A 15,116-nucleotide genomic window follows, 5' to 3' on the forward strand; every position below is an offset into this window, starting at 1 on the left:
TCTTTTTTAGTCTTATTTTAGAGAGATGATTCCATCCTGGCTCAACTGGCGCACCATACTGGTCTTTATAGCCGTACTCATTGTAAGCGGCACCATCTTTTATTCGAATTACCTGGCCGGGAAGATCGCCTGGGAAGAAAGAAAAAATGTGGAAGCCTGGGTGGAAGCGCAGCGTACCATTCTCAATGCATCGCCTGGCGTCAACCTCAACCTGGCCACAAAGATCTCTACAGAGAATAACCGGATACCCATCATCGAGACCAATGAAAAAGACCAGATCACCGGTAATTACCTGAACCTAGATTCCCAACTGGTAAAATCAAACCCACATTATTTAGCAGAAAAACTGCAACAATTCAAACGCTATAACAGGTTACCCATTGTATTGATCATCCACGAGCGCCCATACACCGCCAATAAATATTATTACGGCGAAAGCAGCCTGCTCAAAGAAGTAAAATTGTATCCCATCGTGCAGTTGATCATTATTGCACTCTTCATAGCCATTGCCATCATTGCCACCAGGAGTTATTACCAGAGCGCCCAAAACAAACTCTGGGCTGCGATGGCCAGGGAAACGGCACACCAGTTGGGCACGCCTGTTTCCAGTTTACAGGGCTGGCTGGAAATACTCAAAGAGCAGGAAGCCAATGCTTCCATTGTTCCAGAGATCAGCAAGGATGTGAACAGGCTGCTGCTGATCACCGATCGTTTTGGAAAGATCGGAAGCCTGCCCAAGCTGGAGAGAAGCAATCCTACAGAACAGATACAGCACATGCTGGAATACATGAAGAAAAGAACGGGGGGACATGTTCAATTCGAATTCAACGGCGCTGCGCTGGCACATGCCAATCCATTGCTGAGTCCGCCCCTGTTCGACTGGGTATTGGAAAACCTGATCAAAAATGCACTGGATGCTATTGAAGGAAATGGCAAGATCAGCATCCGTTCGCAGGTGAACGACCGCAAAGAAATGATCCTGGATATAACGGATACCGGTAAGGGCATTCCCAAAAACAACCTGAACAAAGTATTCAAGCCGGGTTTCACTACCAAAAAAAGAGGTTGGGGATTGGGGCTCCCATTATGCAAAAGGATCATTGAGGAATACCACAAAGGCAGGCTCTTTGTAAAATCGAGCGAGCCGGGTAAGGGCACTACTTTCAGGATCGTATTGCCTGCTTAATCCCCTCTTCTTACCGACCCGCCGCTGCTTACATTGATATCGCGTATCATTCCTGTTCCTTTGTACCGGATCTGTCCGCCGCTGTTGGCTTTGGCTGTGATCTCTTTGGTAATGGTTACCTGCACGCCGGCTCCGCTGCTTACGCTGGCCTTGCAGTTGACCACACTCAGGTCGTATCCCCTGAAATGCCCGCCACTGTTGCCATCCACCTCTAACTCGTTTACCTTACCTGCGAGGTTGATATGGCCGCCGCTGCCTACCCGGGCCGACAAAGTAGAAAGATCAACATTTTTGCTGGTAATGGATCCACCACTGGATGCCCTCACTCCGTCTAACCGGGTATAAGAAACATAAACAGTGATCTTCCAGTTTTTCCATTTTTCCCAAAACTTCCAGTTGTCTTCGCGGCTGATCTTCAGTACACCATCCACTACTTCTGTTTTTACCCTCGTCAGCATTTCTTTATCGGAAGCGGTAAGCGCAATTTCCTCCTTGTTGCCTTTCGTGAGTACTACGGCTATGCCGGATGATGTTTCGACGGCGTGGAATCCTTTGACCTCTCTTTTTTCAGCATTTTCACCGTAAACCACATCCTGGGCGCGAAGGCCACTCAGTGAGGCAACAAATAAGGACACAACAATCCATATCTTTTTCATAAGCTCTTTTTTCATGGAACGGGAGAGCTGAAAATATGTTACAGATGGGCCGGTATTATTTAAGCACGATGGCACCCAAAGGAGGTAAGTTCAGCGTCAATTTATAGCAGGCGCTGGGTTTATCAACCAGTTCGGTCTTTATCTCAGGGTTATACACATCACCCGTTCCCCAGAAAGCCTGGTCATTGCTATTGAATATTTCTTTCCAGGATTTTTTATCGTGTACATATACTTCCCAATTATGCCGCACGATGGGTGTCACATTCAGTAATACCAGCACATCGTCTTCGGGTTTCTTTCCTTTGCGTTTATACACCATCACCGATTCGCTGCGATGCTGGAGATCGATCCATTCAAAACCACCGGGCTCGAACTGTTTTTCGTAGAGTGCCGGTTCTGAACGATACAATTCATTCAGTTTTTGTACGCAATATTTCATACCACTGTGGCTCACAAATTGCAGCAGGTCCCACTGCAGTTCTGTTTTATGATTCCATTCGCTGGTAGCGGCAAACTCGTTCCCCATGAACAACAGTTTGGCGCCGGGATGTGTATACATATAAGTATAGAGTAACCGCAGGTTGGCAAACTTCTGCCATTCATCGCCCGGCATCTTATATATCATCGGGCTCTTGCCGTGCACCACTTCATCGTGACTCAATGGCAGCATGAAATGTTCGTCATAGAAATACATCATGCTGAACGAAAACTTATCCTGGTGGAACTGCCTGAACACCGGGTCCATCTTGAAGTAGTCAAGTGTGTCGTGCATCCACCCCATCATCCATTTCATACCAAAGCCAAGGCCATCTTCATAAGTAGGCCGGCTGATCTTGGGCCAGTCAGTGGCTTCTTCTGCAATGGTTTGCACATCGGGAAAATCGCGATAGAGGGTTTCATTCAGGTCTTTGATGAAAGCGATGGCTTCCAGGTTACCATTTCCACCGAACTCATTGGGTTCCCACTGTCCTTCATCCCTGCTGTATTCGAGCCGCAGCATAGAGCTTACCGCATCTACGCGCAATCCATCCACATGGAAACGATCGCACCAGAAGCGCGCGCTGCTGATGAGAAAAGATTTTACTTCTCCCCTTTTGTAATTGAATATATAGGAGTTCCAGTCGGGATGGTATCCCTTGCGCATATCGGCATACTCATAAGTATGGGTCCCGTCGAACATGAATAGTCCATGCGCATCGTAAGGAAAATGAGAAGGCACCCAATCCAGTATCACACCAATACCAGCTTGGTGAAAAGCATCGACCAGCGCAGCAAAATCCTGCGGCGATCCGAAGCGCGAAGTGGGCGCAAAATATCCCGTTCCCTGGTAGCCCCAGCTACCATCGTACGGATATTCCATCACGGGCATGAGTTCGATATGGGTAAAGCCCATTTCCTGCACATAAGGCACCAATCTTTCTATCAACTGCTGATAGCTGTTGTAAGAATCTTCATTGTATTTATCGGGTCGCATCCAACTGCCCAGGTGCACTTCGTATACAGAAAATGGCGCCGTTAAAGCATTGTTCTTTTTGCGGTCTTTCATCCATTGGGTGTCTGACCATTCGTAGTGGGTTTGCCAGGTGATGGAGGCTGTATAGGGACGCAGTTCGGCAAAATGCGCGAAGGGATCAGCCTTATCCAGCCGAACGCCTTTGAATCCATGTATATGATACTTATAAGCTTCTCCCTGTTTCAGATGGGGAATGAATCCTTCCCAGATACCGGAATGGTCGAGGCGTACTTTCAAAGGATGTGATTCCTTATTCCATTGATTGAAATACCCTGTAACACTTATATAGGTGGCGTTGGGCGCCCATACGGCAAAATAAGTGCCGGGTGTATCCAATACTGTCAACTGCTTGTTGCCGAACAGTTCATAGAGCCGGTAATGGGTGCCCTGTTGGAAATTACGGATGTCTTCATCGGTAAACAATGAATAATTCCACACGGGTTGTTCCGTCTCAACAAAATGGATGTCTTCGTATTTTTTTTTCATCTGCTTTCCAACTTTCGGGTGAATAGGTTTTCTTATCAACTGCATTCATCAGCTCATTTGACCGTATATCAAGTCATTGTTAAATTATGAAATTTTTTAACATTAATTAACAACTATTTTTTTAGTTTTATAACATATTTATGGATTTTGCACTGCGTTGCATCTCACATTACAATCTGCTATGAAAAATATGAAAAAACTGACGCTTTTACCCTTATTACTTTTTACTTGTTTTTTTTCTGTTTCTTATGCACAACAATCTGTAGTGAAAGGAAGGATTGCCGATACGGTATCCAAGCAAAACCTGGAACACGCGGTGATCAGTTTGCTGCATTCGAAAGACTCTACCCTGGTGGGATTTGCCCGGGCTGATAACAAGGGGCATTTTGAGTTGAAAGGCATGCCTGCAGGGCTCTTTGTAGTGATGGTCACTTATCCTGGCTATGTTGAAATGATCGACACTTTATCATTGAACGGACAAACCCCTTATGATTTCGGATTGATCCCGCTCAACACCAAGGCGCACCTGTTGCAGGAAGTAATTGTAAGGCAAACCATTGCTCCTATCCGTATCAAGGGGGATACCACCATTTACATGGCTGATAGTTTCAAGATGCGGCCCGATGCTACGGTGGAAGACCTGTTGAAAATATTACCGGGCATTTCTGTGAACAGCAAAGGTGAGATCACTGCACAGGGACAAAAAGTGCAGAAAGTATATGTGGATGGGGATGAGTTTTTTGGTGATGACCCTACTATGGCTACACAGAACCTGAATAAAAAAGATGTGGCGCAGGTGCAGGTATTTGATAAGAAGAGCGATCAGGCGGCCCTCACAGGTATTGATGACGGACAGAAGCAGAAAGCCATCAATTTAGTGATGAAGGAAGATGCCAAGAAAGGATATTTCGGTAAAGCGGAAGCTGGTAGTGATTTCAAACAATATTATCAATCGAAAATTACGGCCAACTGGTTTACCAGTACTAAAAAAATGGGAGCTTACCTGACTGCCGACAGAACAGGCAATAACCACATGAGCTGGGAAGAACAACAGGATTTTGGAAGTCTGAATATGCAGATGATGGATGGCGGCGGAATCATGATTAACAATGAAGGCGACGAATTCAACACCTGGAATGCCAAGGGTATTCCAGAAAGCCAGCAAATGAGTTTCATGTACAACAATAAGTTCGGCAAGTTGAAAAGCAATACTGCCAACAATTATGGGTATAACCATCAATTTCTTTCGGGCGACAGCTATACACGCTCTACCTATATTTTGCCAGACTCATTGTATTACAATAACCAGGATGAACACATGAGGGGAAGCCGCATGCGAAATCGCATCAGCACCAAGAATGAGTTGAATCTCGATTCCGCTACTACCCTCACCATCAATGCAAGAGGCAGTTGGAGTAAAAACGATCAGGATGCCACCCGTTCCAGCGAGTACCTGAACAGCCATCAGGCCCTTATCAACAACAGTTTTCGTCACCACTATTCCAATGGCGATAAAAACGACCTCAAAGCAGATGTATTTCTCAAACGTAAACTGAATAAGGCCGGTACCCGTTCAGTAACCATCAGTGCCGGCATGGGCAAGATCACCGACAATTCAGATGGATACCTGTATAACAAGACCCAGTATTATACCAACGGGCTGGTCGACTCCACACAGCTGATCGACCAACGCAAACGCAATGCCAGTATTATTACTACTTCCCAGGCAATGGTGACTTATGTTGAACCGTTAACTAAAAGGACTTCTATCAATCTGAATTATACATTCAACAGCAGTAACAGTGAACAAGACGCGCGTTCTTATGAAAGAGGCAATGGTAAATATGACTCACTGAACCTGCTTTACAGTAACCATTTCAAATACGATTACTATTCTCACCGCGGAGGCATCAGCTGGAACTACATTTATAAAAAGATCACATTGCGGGCTGGTTTAGGTTTGCAGGAGCTTTCAATGAAACAAACCAACCTGTACAAAGATTCTTCTTATGCACGCAATTTTGTCAATTATTTTCCTTCTGCTAATTTCAGTTGGCGATTTGCCCAAACAGGTGTCTTCAACCTTGGTTACAATGGAAACACACAGCAGCCATCTCTCTCTCAACTGCAACCTATTTTAAATAATATCGATCCTTTGAATATCACCATTGGCAACCCCGATCTTAAACCGGCATTCAATCACAATTTTAATTTCTACATGTACCATTATAAAGTCATTTCCAAGCGAAATATCAATCTTTGGGGTGGCATTAATATCAACCAAAATGCTTTCAGTAATAAAAGTATTGTAGATAAGCAAGGTAAAAGGACCAACCAGGCGGTCAATGTAGACGGCAATTACAACTATTATTTAGGAATTAATATTGGCAAGGAAATCAAATTCATGAAACTCTCTATTAATTTCTCGCCACGTATGAATGGTGGCCAGTACAAGAGTTTCATCAATGGGCTTGAAAATACCACCAGGAATTTCACTATTTCACCGGAAATAAATATTGGCCGGTATTCCGAAAAGAAATTCGATTTAAATCTCTCCTATGGACCGGGGTATAACCAGTCTACATCATCCTTCAGCACAAGTATCATCACTAAATATTGGACCCAAAACTTCGGTTTAAACTTCCATTATTTCATGATCAAAAACTGGATATTCGCTACCGATATAGACGCCACCTACCGGCAGAAACTATCTCCTGGTGATAACGGAATCCATACGTTCGTGTGGAACGCTTCCATTGAGAGAAAGATCATACCGAAAAAAGACATTTCTCTTATTGCATCCATCAATGACATCCTCAACCAGAGAGTCGGATTCCAACCAAGTATTACCAGCAATTTCATATCGCAAAACACCTATACCACGGTACAACGTTATGCCTTGTTATCGCTGAGATGGAAATTCAACAAGAACAGAAAATCTTCAGACAACTAATCAACGACAACATGAAAAAGATATTATTACTGATACTTGTCTTTGCTACCCTCCACGTGCATGCACAAACCCAGTTCATTCAATCGGGAAAAATAGAATTTGAAAAGAAACTGAACGTCTATAAAGAAATAGAAGGTGAAACCTTTCTCGATAACTTCAAAGACAAGATACCCAAGTTCCAGACCAGTTATTTCAATCTGTATTTTAAAGACGGAAAAACATTGTATGAGAAAGGGAAAGACTCAGATGTAAAAGTTCCTTTCTTTGGTGAAGACAGAGCAATAGACGATATCATCTATTGCGACCTGGAGCACGGCACTTTCCAGAAAAAACAGAAAGTATATGACGAAAAATTCCTGCTCGCCGATTCCATCCGCAAGATCAACTGGCGCATATTCAATGAAACCCGCGATATTGCAGGGTTCGAATGCAGGAAAGCTGCGGGCATTATCATGGACTCGGTGTATGTGGTCGCATTTTATACCGATCAGATTCCTGTTAGTGGTGGCCCGCTTTGTTTCACCAATCTTCCCGGCATGATCCTGGGCATTGCCGTCCCCAGGTTGAACATTACTATTATGGCAACCAAACTGGAACTGGAAACACCCAAGGCCGATAAGCTGGTACCGCCTGCACCTGGTAAGTTGAAAAAAACAGATTATAAAAACTTCCTGACCACTTTGCAGAAAGCCATGGGCGATTGGGGCAAATGGGGGCGGCGTGAGCTATTTAATTTCATGCTTTAGTTCGGTATCTTTGTGGTATGACGAAGCTGAGTGTGAACATCAACAAATTTGCCACTTTGCGCAATAGCCGCGGTGGCAATAACCCCGATGTATTAAGGGCCGCCATCAATGCCCAACAATTCGGCGCCGATGGTGTGACCGTGCACCCACGGCCCGATGAACGTCATATCCGTTACCAGGATGTGCGTGATATCCGGGAGATCATCACCACCGAATTCAACATCGAAGGCAACCCTACCGAACAGAAATTTATTGACCTGGTACTGGAAACCAAACCGCACCAGGTAACGCTGGTTCCCGATGCACTTGGGCAACTTACCAGCGATCATGGATGGGACACCATCAAACACAAAGATTATCTCATCGACATCATTGGTGTATTCAAAAAGGCCGGCATTCGTGTTTCCATTTTTGTAGACCCGGTAGTAGAAATGATAGAAGGCGCCGCACTCACCGGCACCGATCGCGTAGAACTGTATACAGAAGGCTATGCCAGCGCTTTTGCTTCGGGCAATTCACTCGAAGCTGTTACGCCTTATGTACATGCAGCCAACCGCGCCAAAGAACTGAAGCTGGGTCTTAATGCGGGGCACGACCTCGACCTGACCAATTTAAAATACTTCAAACAGCATATCCCTTTTCTTGACGAAGTAAGCATCGGCCATGCGCTTGTTTGCGATGCCATTTACCTGGGATTTGAGAATACGGTACAATTGTACAAACGGCAACTGGCCTGACAATCGTTTGCCAAAAATAATTGCTGTTGCATTGTAAATCACTATCAAAAAATGGTTATTATTGTTTGCACCATTGCAAATAATAATCATGACCAATCGCATCAAACCATTCGTTGCAGCATGCCTGTTAGTGGGTCTGACCTTACAAACAACCCAGCTTCACGCACAACATATCCAGCCGGTATTACCTGTCCCCACAGAAAAACAATTGAAATGGCAGGAAAAAGAATTTTACCTGTTCATGCATTTCGGTCCGAATACTTTTACCGATAAAGAATGGGGAGATGGCAAAGAAGACCCCAATGTTTTCAACCCCACCGATCTTGACTGCGTGCAATGGGCAAGGATCGCCAAAAAGGCCGGCGCCAAAGGCATCATCATCACCGCCAAACACCACGATGGTTTTTGTTTATGGCCCAGTAAATTCAGCACACATACCGTTCGGGAAAGTAAATGGCGCAATGGCAAGGGCGATGTGATCAAAGAACTGGCCGCTGCCTGTAAGCAGGAAGGCATTGAAATGGGCGTTTACATCTCCCCCTGGGATCGCAACCATCCTGCTTATGGTACGGCTGCATACAACGATGTTTATCTTTCTACCATGAAAGAATTGCTCACTGGTTATGGCAAATACTTTGAACTCTGGTGGGATGGCGCCAATGGTGAAGGCCCCAATGGCAAAAAACAGGTATACGATTTCAAAAGATTCCAGGATTCTGTTTTTAAATGGCAACCACAGTTGATTGTATTCAGCGATATTGGCCCGAGTGTACGCTGGATAGGCAATGAAAGAGGCATCATTGGCAATACCAACTGGAGCCTGCTGGACACAGCCGGTTTTAAAAGAGGTCACGGCGCTCCACCCAATGACACACTGAACCAGGGAAACAGAAATGGTAAAAACTGGATACCAGCCGAAGCCGATGTCTCTATCAGACCAGGATGGTTTTACCGCGCTTCAGAAGATAGCAAAGTAAAATCGCCTCAGACACTTTTCAACATCTACCTTAAATCCGTTGGTAATGGCGGCAACCTGTTGCTGAATGTGCCACCCGATACACGCGGAAAGATCGCTGATGCCGATTCTGCATCACTCATGGGATTCCTTCAATTACGCAATCAGGCTTTTCAACACGATCTGCTGGAAGGTGCTTCTATTAGCACCAATGCCGGTGATGAAAAGCAATTGAAACATCTCACCGATCACAATATCCAAACTTACTGGATAGCTCATCGGGTCGATGATGCGCAACTGGAATTCAGGCTTCCCAATAAAACATTGGTGAATACACTGGTATTGGAAGAAATGATCCGCTACGGGCAGCGGGTAGCGGCTTTTACCATTGAATTATATCAAAACGGGCAATACGAAAAAGTGTTTACCGGCACCACCATCGGCCGTAAAAAAATTGCCTCATTCGAAGGAAAAGAAACCGACCGTATCCGGATAACAGTGCAGGAAGCAAAAGCCGCTCCTGTACTAAGGAGTATTGCCGCTTATGCCATCAGCAGGTAACCACTCAAACGGTTTATTGAGCATTGGTCATTTTTAGATTCCTGCCTGCATAAGGGTTATATAGTTTAGTCTTCTTAAAACTATACTGTATGAAATCTTTATGCTTGGGGATATTACTATTGAGCGCTTCAGTAGCACAATCCCAACCGCTTATCATGCCACCTAACGGTGGAAACAAAAAAGCCATGGTAGGTGAAAGAATCGGCATTACCGATGTTACCATTCATTATGACCGGCCACATGTAAAAGGCCGCGAAGGAAAAATATGGGGGCAACTGGTACCTGCAGGTTTTACTGATCAGGGGTTTGGCAATACCAAAGAAGCTCCCTGGCGTGCCGGCGCCAATGAGTCTACCACCATTGAATTCAGCACGGATGTTAGTATTGAAGGACAACCCCTTGCAGCCGGCAAATACGGGTTCTTTGTGGCTTACGCACCCGACGCCTGTACATTGATCTTTTCGCAGGACAACAGTTCATGGGGCAGTTTTTATTACGATCCATCCAAAGATGTTTTGCGCGTTAAAGTGAAGCCTGTAGCCAATAACGAATCAACAGAATGGTTGGCTTATGAGTTCAGCAACGAAACAGATAACAGTGCTGTCGTTAACCTGAAATGGGAAAAGCTGGTCATCCCTTTTACAGTACAGGTAGACCTGGTCAAAACCCAACTCGCTTCATTCAGAAAGGAATTACGTACGGAGAAAGGCTTCATCTGGCAACCATGGCAAACGGCCGCTCAATGGTGCGTTGATCACAATACCAACCTGGAAGAGGCTTTGGCATGGGCCGATACATCCATCAATCCGCAGGTACTTGGTGACCGGAACTTTGCTACACTTTCAACCAAAGCCGCCGTGCTGGATAAGTTGAACAGGAATGCCGAGGCCAATGCCATCATGAAAGAAGCATTACCGATGGGGAATATGGGGCAAGTACATCAATATGCCCGCCAGTTACTGGTACAAAAGAAAAATAAAGAAGCACTGGAAGTGTTCCGGATGAATTATGAGAAGAATCCCGATCAATTCATGACCACCTGGGGATTGGTTCGTGGTTATTCTGCATCGGGCGACTTCAGCAAGGCCCTGGAGTATGCCGGCAAGGCACTGCCGCTGGCTCCTCCGGGCGCCAATAAAAGCATGGTAGAGAATGGAATAGAATCATTAAAAAAAGGGAAAGACATCAATAACTAAATCAGTCCTCTTTTTTCCTGCTTTTTCTTGTATCGTTTTCATTGCCGCGACCCTGCCCGTTACCCGATGGTACGGGTTGCGGCATTCTATTATACCTTCTGTCCTGTTGAGGAGACTGTGCTGGCGCATATCTTCTGTTATCCTGCTGCCGGGAAGCCGGAGGTACCGGATAATATCTTTTTCCCTGTTCCCGGGACTGGGGATCGTATATCCTTCTGTCCTGCTGAGGAGCCGGGTCTACTCTTCTCTCCTGTTGTGGCATTGATGACACAGGATTGTTTTGCTGTGGCTGGGCCGGCGCTACCTGTTTATTCTGTACAGGTTGATTGGTTACCGGCTGCTGCTTGGAAACATCTTCCCTGATCACCGGCCTGTAAATGGCCAGGCGTCTGTTGTTCAGCTGCTGACCCGGCTTTCCAGTTGTTTGCACAACAATAGGATTAATACGCTGTCCGGTTGCTTTCTCTACTTCATGTACTTCCGGTCCACGGTTATATACTGCTCTTCCTGATACCTGCCTATTATCTCCGCCAGCATAATAATTATTATTGTTGATGATGGTTACATTTTTGGTCAGGTTATTTACTACAGTAGTATTGTTGTGAACGATGTAATTATTCACATTAACCTGGTTGATATGCTGAGACGGAACGAAATTCCAGTAGGCTGAAACAGATACCCCGCCATGCGGCATCATCGGAGACCATCCATAATAACCATTGCAGCTGCCCCAGGTTACCCAGGCAGGCGCCCATTCGCTGCCCGGAACCCATATCCATCCATAAGGACCATCATAAAGCCAACGTCCGTAGTGGAAGGGGGCCCATCCCCAACTATAGCCCGAAGCCCACACCCATCCGTCTGCACTATATACCCAGCGGCCATTGGTAGCATAGGGACTGAACCCTATTTCCACACTGGGTGTCCATACACGTCCGTAGCCAGGGTAATCGAACCAACGGCCATAAGGGCTGAGGGCGTCGTAAAATGTGCCATATCCAACCGAAGCCGAAACATGGTAATCAACATCGGTAGATTGAATAGACGGTCCGCAAGAACTGAGTGCCGCCATTCCAAAAATCATTGCCAGGGTCATCGTTTTCATAACATACGATTTAAAATTTGTGCTTGCTCTTCTTTACTGACAACAGCCGGCAGGAAAGGTTTATTATGCAATTGTTAAGCAATCCCCAAAGCCCATGCCAGCCCCCATAAACTGGCATGCCAATTGTCTTATGATGTTAACTTTCCCGTTAATTTATGTCGTAAAACTGGGCTTATGAACCATTTCAACACGGTCAGATCCTGCATCCGCAACAGCAATGATGCACAGTTAAAGAAAGAGCTGGAGCACACAAAATTCGGGGAAATCTTATCCATACTGAACAAACTGCAAGACCAGGACCAGGTAAAAGTATTCGAGGCATTGAATGAATATACTGCTATCAAAGCCTTCAAAGTACTCAGCTTCAAAACCAGGCAGGACCTGATCCGGGGCATGCACCACGAAAAAGCGGCGCGCCTGCTCAATAGGCTGAAACAGATACCCCGCCATGCGGCATCATCGGAGACCATCCATAATAACCATTGCAGCTGCCCCAGGTTACCCAGGCAGGCGCCCATTCGCTGCCCGGAACCCATATCCATCCATAAGGACCATCATAAAGCCAACGTCCGTAGTGGAAGGGGGCCCATCCCCAACTATAGCCCGAAGCCCACACCCATCCGTCTGCACTATATACCCAGCGGCCATTGGTAGCATAGGGACTGAACCCTATTTCCACACTGGGTGTCCATACACGTCCGTAGCCAGGGTAATCGAACCAACGGCCATAAGGGCTGAGGGCGTCGTAAAATGTGCCATATCCAACCGAAGCCGAAACATGGTAATCAACATCGGTAGATTGAATAGACGGTCCGCAAGAACTGAGTGCCGCCATTCCAAAAATCATTGCCAGGGTCATCGTTTTCATAACATACGATTTAAAATTTGTGCTTGCTCTTCTTTACTGACAACAGCCGGCAGGAAAGGTTTATTATGCAATTGTTAAGCAATCCCCAAAGCCCATGCCAGCCCCCATAAACTGGCATGCCAATTGTCTTATGATGTTAACTTTCCCGTTAATTTATGTCGTAAAACTGGGCTTATGAACCATTTCAACACGGTCAGATCCTGCATCCGCAACAGCAATGATGCACAGTTAAAGAAAGAGCTGGAGCACACAAAATTCGGGGAAATCTTATCCATACTGAACAAACTGCAAGACCAGGACCAGGTAAAAGTATTCGAGGCATTGAATGAATATACTGCTATCAAAGCCTTCAAAGTACTCAGCTTCAAAACCAGGCAGGACCTGATCCGGGGCATGCACCACGAAAAAGCGGCGCGCCTGCTCAATGCGATACCCGACGACGACCGTACCGCTTTCCTCGAGGGACTTCCCAGCCTCATTGTGAATGAGCTCATCAAACTGCTGAGCCCCGAAGAAAGAAGCAGTACCCTGCAATTGCTGGGTTATAAAGAAGGAACCGTAGGCAGGCTCATGACGCCGCATTATGTAGCGGTGAAAAAAGACTGGACGGTACAACAAGTGTTTGATTTCATCAAATTACATGGTCAGAATTCCGAGACCGTAAATGTGATCTATGTGATAGATGACAATGGTGTGTTGATCGATGACATCCGGATACGTGAATTTTTATTTGTCGATACCGGCAAAAAAGTGAGCGAGGTGATGGATAATAAATTCCTGAACCTGGTAGTTACCGACCGGCAAAAAGATGTTATTGAAATATTCCAGAAGAACAACCGCTTTGCATTGCCCGTAACCGATGAAAAGGGCGTACTCATTGGCATTGTAACGATCGACGATGTATTGCGTTTAGCAGAAACGGAGAATACAAGAGAGATACAGAAGATAGGTGGTTCTGAAGCACTCGACGAACCTTATACACAGATCTCTTTTGTAAACCTCATCAAAAAAAGAGCGGGATGGCTGATCATCCTGTTCCTGGGAGAAATGCTGACCGCTACTGCAATGGGGCATTTTGAAGGAGAGATCAGCAGGGCTGTTGTGTTATCACTCTTCATTCCCCTGATCATTTCCAGCGGCGGTAATTCCGGTTCCCAGGCATCATCCATCATCATCAGGGCCATGGCACTTGGTGAAGTAACATTCAGTAGTTGGTGGTATGTGATGCGGAAAGAGATCATATCCGGTTTCACACTGGGTATCATCCTCGGCATCGTGGGTTTCCTGCGCATCTTTTTGTGGCAGAATCTTCATATTCATGATTATGGTCTGCACTGGCTGCTGATCGCCACCACCGTTGCCTTCGCCTTACTGGGCGTGGTTTTGTGGGGAACCCTGGCTGGCTCTATGTTGCCTCTTGCATTGAAAAAGGTGGGCGCCGATCCTGCTGCATCTTCGGCTCCGTTTGTCGCTACTTTGGTAGACGTAACTGGACTGATCATTTATTTCAGCGTAGCATTCCTTATCATGCATGGCACATTGCTGTAAAAAGCATACCGTAAAATCGAGTATCTTGCATTCGTTATCAACAGCAATATGACAACACCTTCTCCTCTTGTAGGCATTATCATGGGCAGCGACAGCGACCTGCACATTATGCAGGCCGCCGCCGATGTACTCAAACGATTTGATATTCCTTTTGAATTAACAGTCGTTTCCGCTCATCGCACGCCGCTGCGTATGGTGGAATATGCTACTGTTGCCAGGGAGCGAGGCCTACACGTGATCATTGCCGGCGCAGGAGGTGCCGCACACTTACCGGGAATGGTGGCAGCGCTCACCAGTTTACCGGTGATCGGCGTTCCCATCAAATCTTCCAACTCTATCGATGGATGGGATTCCGTGCTTTCCATATTACAAATGCCCAATGGTGTTCCTGTTGCTACCGTAGCATTGAATGCAGCCAAAAACGCCGGTATCCTGGCCGCACAGATCATCGGCAGCACCAACCGCGATGTGGCTACTGCGTTGGACACCTATAAAGCCGAGATGAACGATGAAGTATCGGGCAAAGTAAAAAAACTCAAAAGCGATTGGAATAACAAGTTTGACGTGTAATCGATCACTAAGCAGAACTGGCGAATACAACGATTC

12 protein-coding genes and 1 pseudogene are annotated in these 15,116 nt (G+C 45.9%); 9 read left to right on the forward strand and 4 right to left on the reverse strand.

Annotated features, from left to right (window positions below; translation table 11 throughout):
* Window positions 1-25: 25 nt before the first annotated feature.
* Window positions 26-1,186: a sensor histidine kinase gene (locus BLU98_RS05000; protein WP_092722639.1), complete on the forward strand. Its 1,161-nt coding sequence runs from the start codon at window positions 26-28 to the stop codon at window positions 1,184-1,186.
* Here BLU98_RS05000 and BLU98_RS05005 read toward each other — a convergent pair.
* On the reverse strand, window positions 1,183-1,842 hold the full coding sequence (locus BLU98_RS05005; RefSeq protein WP_257574713.1) for a GIN domain-containing protein: 660 nt from the start codon (window positions 1,840-1,842) through the stop codon (window positions 1,183-1,185). The genes BLU98_RS05000 and BLU98_RS05005 overlap by 4 nt on opposite strands.
* A gap of 55 nt (window positions 1,843-1,897) precedes the next feature.
* Window positions 1,898-3,886: a 1,4-alpha-glucan branching protein GlgB gene (gene glgB / locus BLU98_RS05010; RefSeq protein ID WP_092722644.1), complete on the reverse strand. Its 1,989-nt coding sequence runs from the start codon at window positions 3,884-3,886 to the stop codon at window positions 1,898-1,900.
* Window positions 3,887-4,022: 136 nt separating this feature from the next.
* On the opposite strand from glgB, the gene BLU98_RS05015 reads away from it, so the two are divergent.
* The 5 genes from BLU98_RS05015 to BLU98_RS05035 all read left to right on the forward strand — a co-directional run bounded on the left by BLU98_RS05015 (window position 4,023) and on the right by BLU98_RS05035 (window position 10,989).
* A complete protein-coding gene (locus BLU98_RS05015) occupies window positions 4,023-6,794 on the forward strand; it encodes an outer membrane beta-barrel protein (RefSeq protein WP_092722646.1) in 2,772 nt (923 codons plus the stop codon).
* An 11-nt stretch (window positions 6,795-6,805) separates the two neighbouring features.
* Complete coding sequence (locus BLU98_RS05020; protein ID WP_092722649.1) at window positions 6,806-7,540, forward strand: GLPGLI family protein; 735 nt, start codon at window positions 6,806-6,808, stop codon at window positions 7,538-7,540.
* Window positions 7,541-7,557: 17 nt separating this feature from the next.
* Window positions 7,558-8,277, forward strand: coding sequence for a pyridoxine 5'-phosphate synthase (locus tag BLU98_RS05025; RefSeq protein WP_092722651.1), 720 nt, complete (start codon window positions 7,558-7,560; stop codon window positions 8,275-8,277).
* 88 nt (window positions 8,278-8,365) lie between these two features.
* Window positions 8,366-9,793 (forward strand): alpha-L-fucosidase, encoded by a 1,428-nt coding sequence (locus tag BLU98_RS05030; protein ID WP_092722653.1) that lies wholly within the window; start codon window positions 8,366-8,368, stop codon window positions 9,791-9,793.
* An 89-nt stretch (window positions 9,794-9,882) separates the two neighbouring features.
* A complete protein-coding gene (locus BLU98_RS05035; protein WP_092722655.1) occupies window positions 9,883-10,989 on the forward strand; it encodes a DUF2911 domain-containing protein in 1,107 nt (368 codons plus the stop codon).
* A 1-nt stretch (window position 10,990) separates the two neighbouring features.
* On the opposite strand, the gene BLU98_RS05040 is transcribed toward BLU98_RS05035, so the two are convergent.
* On the reverse strand, window positions 10,991-12,094 hold the full coding sequence (locus BLU98_RS05040) for a DUF6600 domain-containing protein (protein WP_139173838.1): 1,104 nt from the start codon (window positions 12,092-12,094) through the stop codon (window positions 10,991-10,993).
* 174 nt (window positions 12,095-12,268) lie between these two features.
* Here BLU98_RS05040 and BLU98_RS18025 point away from each other — a divergent pair.
* Window positions 12,269-12,469: pseudogene (locus tag BLU98_RS18025) on the forward strand (hypothetical protein); the annotation flags it as partial.
* Between the two features lie 46 nt (window positions 12,470-12,515).
* Here BLU98_RS18025 and BLU98_RS17715 read toward each other — a convergent pair.
* Window positions 12,516-12,962, reverse strand: coding sequence for a DUF6600 domain-containing protein (locus BLU98_RS17715; protein ID WP_257574714.1), 447 nt, complete (start codon window positions 12,960-12,962; stop codon window positions 12,516-12,518).
* Window positions 12,963-13,136: 174 nt separating this feature from the next.
* Here BLU98_RS17715 and mgtE point away from each other — a divergent pair, with 174 nt between their 5' ends.
* A complete protein-coding gene (gene mgtE / locus BLU98_RS05050; RefSeq protein ID WP_092722662.1) occupies window positions 13,137-14,510 on the forward strand; it encodes a magnesium transporter in 1,374 nt (457 codons plus the stop codon).
* A gap of 48 nt (window positions 14,511-14,558) precedes the next feature.
* Entirely contained in the window at window positions 14,559-15,080 is a 522-nt protein-coding gene (purE, locus tag BLU98_RS05055) for a 5-(carboxyamino)imidazole ribonucleotide mutase (RefSeq protein WP_092722664.1), read from the forward strand.
* The last annotated feature ends 36 nt before the right edge of the window (window positions 15,081-15,116 follow it).

It is taken from the genome of Hydrobacter penzbergensis (genome assembly GCF_900106985.1).
Lineage (GTDB): Bacteria > Bacteroidota > Bacteroidia > Chitinophagales > Chitinophagaceae > Sediminibacterium > Sediminibacterium magnilacihabitans.

Excerpts from the sequence above, each read along its gene's own strand:
- purE (WP_092722664.1), top strand. The coding sequence starts at position 14,559 with ATGACAACACCTTCTCCTCTTGTAGGCATTATCATGGGCAGCGACAGC.
- BLU98_RS17715 (WP_257574714.1), bottom strand. The coding sequence starts at position 12,962 with ATGAAAACGATGACCCTGGCAATGATTTTTGGAATGGCGGCACTCAGT.
- BLU98_RS05020 (WP_092722649.1), top strand. The coding sequence starts at position 6,806 with ATGAAAAAGATATTATTACTGATACTTGTCTTTGCTACCCTCCACGTG.
- BLU98_RS05035 (WP_092722655.1), top strand. The coding sequence starts at position 9,883 with ATGAAATCTTTATGCTTGGGGATATTACTATTGAGCGCTTCAGTAGCA.
- BLU98_RS05015 (WP_092722646.1), top strand. The coding sequence starts at position 4,023 with ATGAAAAATATGAAAAAACTGACGCTTTTACCCTTATTACTTTTTACT.
- BLU98_RS05030 (WP_092722653.1), top strand. The coding sequence starts at position 8,366 with ATGACCAATCGCATCAAACCATTCGTTGCAGCATGCCTGTTAGTGGGT.
- BLU98_RS05005 (WP_257574713.1), bottom strand. The coding sequence starts at position 1,842 with ATGAAAAAGATATGGATTGTTGTGTCCTTATTTGTTGCCTCACTGAGT.
- BLU98_RS05025 (WP_092722651.1), top strand. The coding sequence starts at position 7,558 with ATGACGAAGCTGAGTGTGAACATCAACAAATTTGCCACTTTGCGCAAT.
- glgB (WP_092722644.1), bottom strand. The coding sequence starts at position 3,886 with ATGCAGTTGATAAGAAAACCTATTCACCCGAAAGTTGGAAAGCAGATG.
- BLU98_RS05040 (WP_139173838.1), bottom strand. The coding sequence starts at position 12,094 with ATGAAAACGATGACCCTGGCAATGATTTTTGGAATGGCGGCACTCAGT.
- mgtE (WP_092722662.1), top strand. The coding sequence starts at position 13,137 with ATGAACCATTTCAACACGGTCAGATCCTGCATCCGCAACAGCAATGAT.
- BLU98_RS05000 (WP_092722639.1), top strand. The coding sequence starts at position 26 with ATGATTCCATCCTGGCTCAACTGGCGCACCATACTGGTCTTTATAGCC.